This window comes from Endozoicomonas sp., assembly GCF_031844845.1.
Taxonomy (GTDB): Bacteria; Pseudomonadota; Gammaproteobacteria; order Pseudomonadales; family Endozoicomonadaceae; genus Endozoicomonas.
The window spans coordinates 1-7262 of the sequence record NZ_JAVRMB020000032.1 but is presented as its reverse complement, the minus strand read 5'-3'; the positions used below and the strand labels follow the sequence as shown (position 1 = coordinate 7262).

Below are 7262 nucleotides of genomic sequence, written 5' to 3'. Positions count from 1 at the left end.
TTTGTATTCTGGGCGTACAACTCGTGGTCTAAAAACACCTTCTTTGACACTGACATCATTGATGTTGGTTATGACTGCTCATCACATCCAATAGCAACAAATCGCACCCTGATAGAAGAGTGCACCACCTATAAAGAGTTTATTCACGCTAACACTGGCAATAGTGTTTGCACCTACATCTCTGGTAGTGGAATGTGGTGCGAGTGTTATTCTGAAAAATTGCAAGAGGTTTATGGTGATGCCTGTGCAGATAAGGTAAATCAGCTTATCAAACAAAGCAATCTGACGGTCCCGGAAAAATACAAAAGTCTGGTTTCAGACATCGGTGAGCTTATCTTTATGGAAGGGGTTGATCACACTGAGTATCCTGAACTTTATGATATTTGCGATGAAATCCTCTCTAGATTTGGTTCACTTGGGTACGATAGCGAACCTTACATGTGTGCAATTCTTGGTGGTAATAATGAAGGTGCATTTGAGTATGCTAATGAGTCAGGTTTTACCGAATTAACCTTATCCGATTTCAAAAAAATGATGATTGTAAGCTAATGTACTCACCTTCTCAGTGACGTAGGTTGGGTCGAGCGAATGCGAGCCCCAACACAAACCCTCAGCCGCAAAAAACTATCCGCAAAAAAAACGGCACCGGCAATTCAGACTGTCAATATTTAACGCCTGTTTATGGGGGCGAGATTTGTTGGGGCTCGCTCCGCTCGACCCAACCTACGCCATGCCGCTGTGCCGGATAATGATAGCTGCATGGATACTATCGCTTATTCCTCTTCAGCATCATCCAGTGGTAAATTGGTTCAGTGGTCTTACTATCAAATGACATGGATGCCATCATGCCCCGCCTGCCCAATCTCATTCTACTGACTGCATTATTCCCCCTGATTACCAGCTGCTCAACTGATCAGGCTTCCAGCTACGCAGCGAATTATGTGACCAAAGCAGCCCTGAAAGAACTAGGCCCCGCAGGAGACGTATTCTCCGTTGGTATGGACCTGGAAAAGGATGTTATTGCCTTTGAAGCGCTGGTTCGTATTTTACTCAAAGAGGCCCGAGTCACCTGGGGTGATGAAAAAAAGGCCAGCAGTAAAGAGTATGTTAAATATACCAATCACTACCGAACCCGGGTTTTTGTGGACTTTGAATCGGGTAAGGTACACGTGGAAACGTTAGATCGTTCAGACCTGAGAAAAGCTATCGCCGCTATCTTGCTGACACCCTATGCACCAGACCAGGTTGACCTGTTCAGTGCCCGGGATGTTCCCGTTGGCGAAAAACCCATGCTCTATGGCCAGGTTCTTGACCAGGAAAACCAGCCCATTCGCTGGGAGTGGCGCGCCCTGAAATATGCCGACCACATGATTCAACAGCAGCTGACAACACGCAATACGCCCAAGGGACGAGCCTATGCCGTGGATTTTGATCTGGTTGATGACCACCTGTCGAAGCGACAGTATCAATATGCCAGCCTGGTGCAAAAGTATGCCCGAATCTACGACGTTGAAGAGAGCCTTATCTATGCCGTTATTCGAACTGAAAGCAGCTTTAATCCCTATGCAGTCAGCTCATCCAATGCTTATGGCCTGATGCAGATTATACCGAAAACGGCGGGTCGTGATGTTTTTGACAAAGTAAAAAATATGCCTGGACAACCCAGCAAAAACTGGCTGTTCCAGCCACACAATAATATCGATACCGGAACGGCTTATTTGTCCCTGCTGGAAAACCATTATCTGAAAAATATTAAAGACCCACGCTCACGAAAATACACGATTATTTCCGCCTATAACGGGGGTGCCGGTAATGTATTTGCCACCTTTGACCGCAACCGTGACAGGGCAGTTCAAAAAATAAATAACCTTGAACCGAACCAGGTGTATTGGGCTCTGACACAAAGACACCCAAGAAGTGAGAGCAGACGATATCTGGAAAAAGTATCTTCAGCGCAAAAGGATTTTTACAACAGGACGTTATAGGTTTACGTATTCTGAAGCAGCATAGGATCTGGAGCTCAACAATCTACTCAGGGTCATATATTCCGGGTTGTCAAAAGCACTTCCCGGTGTCGAAACCTTTGCAGGCCGGAAACCAGCCAGCTCCAGCTCCAGCGCTGAGACTTTGATGTATCCATGTTGCCGGCTACTTATCGACCTTCCGCGAATATATCTACCCGCGCGAATATATCTACCCGTTTCAACGGCAGTAATAACGTCCCCCTGTGACGAAATCTTTGCAGATCGGTACTTAACCGGCTTCTGCTCCGCGGCTTTGATGTATCGGTGCTGCAAGGCCTCTCCCGGGGAGATTCTGCCACCGGATTTTAATGCTATCATTTCTCCAAACAAGTCTTTCGCATCTTCGCCCAACGCTTTTTCGATGGTATGTGATGCCTCTTTGATACGTTCTTCCATTTTTTGATCTGTCACTTTTAACCGATGACCTGAATCCAATATAAAGTCGGCAGGAAACAGTTTTTCCCCCGTGGTCAAAAAGTACAGTACGCAACCTGCTGACCATATATCAATATTTTCTGATTCTCCGCTTTTTAAACACTCAAGGGGAGTGTAACTGACAGGGGACATTCCCTTGTAATTCTCACCCTGCTCTCTGGCAATACCAAAATCACAAATTTTCAGTTGTTCATTCCGGATTAGCAGGTTATCGGGTTTGATATCACCATGGATAATCCCTTTCTCTAATAAGTAACACAGGCCTTTAATGAGATGGGTAATATATTTCCCGATACTTTCTGTATCAGGCGTGCCTTCATCCTCAATAATTTTTTTCAGGTTTGTACCGCCATCTTCCATAATGATATGGTCATCAGTGACAACTATTATATTTGCTATGTACCTATTATTATCTTCTTTAATCTTTTTCAGGAATTTAATCTCCCTGTCTTTTGAATGACCTCCCTTTATGGGTTTCGCCACATAGAAATTGTCTGTCCTTCGATCTCTAACTTCAACAACGCACCGATTGTCAGTGGAGATGCCTACGCCGATATGGATATTATCATGAAAAGAAAACGTTCCTTTCAATGGAGGGTGCTTTCTGCAGGACACATTTTCCGAGTCACTCTGAGCTTTTACATCAGCCCCATTGTCAACAGATGTCACCTTTCCAGCAAACCCATTACCCTTTTTGTAAGTGACTGCAGGAGGCCCAAACTCAGAGATATTTTCACCTCTGTTCAGGTTAATAGAGGTAACCGCCCCACTGACTCTTCTAACTCCCCCGGCAACACCTCTCCAGATGGCATTAAGAAATGATTTGGAATTTCTGGCAGGGTGCCGACTGTTAACACCAGAGCTGGAATTAGCGGTTAACTGATCTATACCCTTTAATGGAAAATCCGCTTTATTCATACCTTGTTGTCCGGCTATGTTGTGCTTAAAGGTTGAACGCAATATGGTTCCATATTAGCTGTTGGTTCTGGTCATTATAAACAACACTATTAGGCTGATAAGAGACTAAAATGCTCATTTTCAGGCCTTTCTTGTACTTCAGTAAGTCATTTAATTCGTACGATTATGCCATAAATCGCTTTCAACCCTTAAGCACAACATAGCCTTTTTGTCCGCTAATACTGCACCGATGCCCGGAACTGGCAAACCATATCAGGAACTCTGCGTCGTCAGGAGTCATCCCTCCCGGCTATCTGTTTTTTTAAGACCCGCTTTTATCGGAAAAGTTCAAGGTTATTTGCGGATTGAGTTTTTCTCCAGATCAAACCCTCATCAGACCAATAAAGCCCTGTACAATAGGCAGGGCTTTATTGGTTAACTCAGTTTACGGCCCTTATTGGCAGCAATTCTTAACCGAAGGGCGTTCAATTTAATAAACCCTTCTGCATCGCCCTGATTGTATGCTCCGGCATCGTCTTCAAAGGTAGCAATATTTTCATCAAACAGTGAATCTTCTGAGCGTCTGCCAACCACAGCTACACTACCCTTATAGAGTTTGAGACGAACCTCACCATTCACCGGACCCTGACTCTCATCGATCATTTTCTGGAGCATTTCACGCTCAGGCGACCACCAGTAGCCGTTATAAATCAGCTTGGCGTACTTTGGCATCAACTCATCTTTCAGGTGTGCCACTTCCCTGTCCAGCGTGATTGATTCAATGGCACGGTGTGCCTTCAGCATAATGGTGCCTCCAGGCGTTTCATAACAGCCCCGGGCCTTCATACCAACATAGCGATTCTCAACAATATCCAGACGACCAATGCCGTTTTCTCCACCAATGCTGTTCAGAGAAGACAGTACCTGAGCCGGAGACATCTCCTCACCATCAATGGCAACAATATCACCTTTGCGATAAGTCAGATTCAGATAAGTGGGAACATCAGGGGCGGTTTCCGGAGAAACGGACCAGCGCCACATATCTTCCTCAGCCTCAGCCCATGGATCTTCCAGAATGCCTCCCTCATAAGAAATGTGCAGCAGGTTAGCATCCATAGAATAAGGCGATTTTCCTTTCTTACGTTCCACTTCAATACCATGTTCATCACAGTAGGCCAGCAGCTTTTCCCGGGAATTCAGATCCCACTCACGCCAGGGCGCAATAATCTGAACACCGGGTTTCAACGCATAAGCACCCAGCTCGAAGCGCACCTGATCATTCCCTTTGCCGGTAGCACCGTGAGAAATAGCATCTGCTCCGGTTTCATTGGCAATCTCAATCAAACGTTTGGAAATCAATGGCCTGGCAATGGAGGTACCCAGCAGGTACTCACCTTCGTAAACGGTATTGGCACGAAACATGGGGAAGACAAAATCACGGACAAACTCTTCGCGCAGGTCATCAATATAGATCTCTTTAATCCCAAGGGCTTCCGCCTTGACCCTGGCTGGTTCTACTTCTTCGCCCTGTCCCAGGTCAGCAGTAAAAGTAACTACTTCACATTCGTAGGTATCTTCCAGCCACTTTGCAATGACTGAAGTATCAAGACCTCCGGAATAGGCCAGAACTACTTTTTTAATCTTTTTCATCGCTCAACTCCAACTACACACAGCTACAGGACAGGAACAGGACAGGAACAGGACAGGAATAAATATTCTTATTTTGTGGATAATAATTCATTTAGTAGCTTTCGCCAAGATACCTTGCGTATTAATGATGCCAAACGTAAGAACACTACTGATAAAGTGTATGGATCATAACACCAAAAGCCCTGGCCTACGGATTATACCTACCCGTTTTATGCATAATTTATCGGGCACCCACTATCAAAATTTGCTTTTTTTCGCTAGGATGCCCATCCGGTTCGATCATATAACCGGAACAGGTACCGTCCAAAATGAGCCAAATTCTAACCATTACCCGCCCCGATGACTGGCACCTTCACCTTCGTGATGGCAATGTTCTGAGCGAAACAGTCGCCTCAACCGCCAGAAGCTTTGGCCGGGCCATCATTATGCCCAACCTGGTACCACCAGTAACTGACGCCGAACTGGCCAGTCAGTACAAAGCCCGTATTACCGACCAGATACCTGAAAACTCAGTTTTTCAACCTTTGATGACGCTGTATCTGACGGATAAAACAACCCGGGAAACCGTTCTTACCGCTCATAGCCGTGGTGATGTCATTGCTCTCAAGCTATATCCAGCGGGCGCGACCACCAACTCTGACTCGGGTGTTACCAATCCTGAGAATATCTATGACGCTCTTGAGGCAATGGCCGAATGCGGCCTGCCTTTACTGGTGCATGGAGAGGTCACGGATGCTGACATTGACATCTTCGACCGTGAAAAAGTATTTATTGACCGCCACCTGATCAAACTCGTAGAACGTTTCCCAACGCTGAAAATTATTCTGGAGCACATCACAACAGCAGATGCCGCTCAGTTCATCAGCGAGGGTGGAGAAAACCTGGGCGCTACCATTACTGCCCACCATTTGTTGTATAATCGCAACCATATGCTGGTTGGCGGCATCAAACCCCATTATTATTGTCTGCCGATTCTCAAGCGGAACCGGCATCAGCAGGCATTGCTTGACGCTGCTGTAAGCGGCAATCGTCGTTTATTTCTGGGTACTGACTCGGCTCCACACGCCGTTGGCGCAAAAGAGTCATCCTGTGGCTGTGCAGGCTGTTATACCGCACCGGCAGCCATTGAACTTTATGCAGAGGCCTTTGAGAATATGGGCGCTCTGGATAAACTGGAAGCCTTTGCCAGTTTTAATGGCCCTGATTTTTATGGCCTGCCCAGAAACCAGGACATCATTACCCTGGTGAAAGAAGACTGGACGATGCCAGAATCCATTGCATTCGGTGATAACCGGGTGAAACCCCTGAGAGCCGGTGAAACCATAACCTGGCGCCTCAAAACTTTTCATAACAAGAGTAGGAGACGCCTTTGAGGGCCGATGACAGCCACTCCATGGCCAGCCGATTCCGGAGCTTTCTGCCCGTGGTGATCGATGTGGAAACCGGCGGCTTTAATGCCGCCACTGACGCACTTCTGGAAATTGCGATCACCGTTATTGAGATGGATGAAAGTGGTTTTCTCCATCCGGGACATTCAGAGTCATACCATATCAAACCGTTTGCCGGCGCCAACATTGAGAAGGCGGCCATTGACTTTATTGGTATTGATCCCTTTCATCCGCTGCGTATCGCCCATGATGAAGAAGATGCCATCAACAACATTTTTCGTTCAGTTCGCAAAGCGGTAAAAAGCCAGGGATGCAGTCGCGCGGTTCTGGTGGGCCATAATGCCGCTTTCGACCTGAATTTTGTGATGGCCGCGGCTGCACGATGCGATGCAAAGCGTAACCCGTTTCACCCGTTTTCCTGCTTTGATACGGCGACTCTGGGAGGGCTTGCTTATGGCCAGACCGTTCTGGCCAAAGCCTGTGCTGAAGCGGATATTGATTTTGACAAATCAGAAGCGCACTCAGCCCGGTACGATACTGAAAAAACCGCAGATCTGTTTTGTACCATTGTTAATCGGTGGAAAGACCTTGGTGGCTGGCTGTAGTCTTGACAGTTGAAAAAAAATGCAACGAACGCAACAAGCCTTGCCCTGTGCGGGTCTTTTGGTCGCAATAATACAATCATTTCTCTGTTTTCAAAGTAATGATTGTGTTTAGGACTTGCATATAGGCGGTAAACGTCAATGGACTGACCCTGTAGGTCAGGCTCGATGATGACCTGAATTTCATCTTAACAGGGCAGTCTTGCTTTCATCTTAACAGGGCAAGTCGTAACTGCTCAAAAAGTACTGGCAAACTATAGTTCAGC

Annotated in this window: 6 protein-coding genes; 4 read left to right on the top strand and 2 right to left on the bottom strand. The window is 46.4% G+C overall.

Annotation, left to right across the window (positions count from 1 at the left end; translation table 11 throughout):
• A partial coding sequence (locus RM811_RS01520; RefSeq protein ID WP_402520084.1) for a hypothetical protein occupies window positions 1-549 on the top strand: 549 nt, incomplete at its 5' end.
• Window positions 550-845: 296 nt separating this feature from the next.
• Entirely contained in the window at window positions 846-1985 is a 1140-nt protein-coding gene (gene mltC, locus RM811_RS01515) for a membrane-bound lytic murein transglycosylase MltC (RefSeq protein WP_402520082.1), read from the top strand.
• Here mltC and RM811_RS01510 read toward each other — a convergent pair.
• Both RM811_RS01510 and RM811_RS01505 read right to left on the bottom strand, forming a co-directional pair.
• Window positions 1980-3377, bottom strand: coding sequence for a protein kinase domain-containing protein (locus RM811_RS01510; RefSeq protein ID WP_402520080.1), 1398 nt, complete (start codon window positions 3375-3377; stop codon window positions 1980-1982). The two genes, mltC and RM811_RS01510, sit on opposite strands and share 6 nt — an antisense overlap.
• A 414-nt stretch (window positions 3378-3791) precedes the next feature.
• Window positions 3792-5006, bottom strand: a complete 1215-nt coding sequence (locus tag RM811_RS01505) for an argininosuccinate synthase (RefSeq protein WP_402520078.1) — start codon at window positions 5004-5006, stop codon at window positions 3792-3794.
• A 308-nt stretch (window positions 5007-5314) separates the two neighbouring features.
• Here RM811_RS01505 and pyrC point away from each other — a divergent pair, with 308 nt between their 5' ends.
• On the top strand, window positions 5315-6379 hold the full coding sequence (pyrC, locus tag RM811_RS01500) for a dihydroorotase (protein ID WP_402520076.1): 1065 nt from the start codon (window positions 5315-5317) through the stop codon (window positions 6377-6379).
• A gap of 20 nt (window positions 6380-6399) precedes the next feature.
• The gene (gene rnt / locus RM811_RS01495; RefSeq protein ID WP_402520086.1) at window positions 6400-6999 is read left to right on the top strand and encodes a ribonuclease T; all 600 of its coding nucleotides are present in this window, start codon (window positions 6400-6402) and stop codon (window positions 6997-6999) included.
• The last annotated feature ends 263 nt before the right edge of the window (window positions 7000-7262 follow it).

Excerpts from the sequence above, each read along its gene's own strand:
- RM811_RS01505 (WP_402520078.1), bottom strand. The coding sequence starts at position 5,006 with ATGAAAAAGATTAAAAAAGTAGTTCTGGCCTATTCCGGAGGTCTTGAT.
- RM811_RS01510 (WP_402520080.1), bottom strand. The coding sequence starts at position 3,377 with ATGAATAAAGCGGATTTTCCATTAAAGGGTATAGATCAGTTAACCGCT.
- mltC (WP_402520082.1), top strand. The coding sequence starts at position 846 with ATGCCCCGCCTGCCCAATCTCATTCTACTGACTGCATTATTCCCCCTG.
- rnt (WP_402520086.1), top strand. The coding sequence starts at position 6,400 with ATGGCCAGCCGATTCCGGAGCTTTCTGCCCGTGGTGATCGATGTGGAA.
- pyrC (WP_402520076.1), top strand. The coding sequence starts at position 5,315 with ATGAGCCAAATTCTAACCATTACCCGCCCCGATGACTGGCACCTTCAC.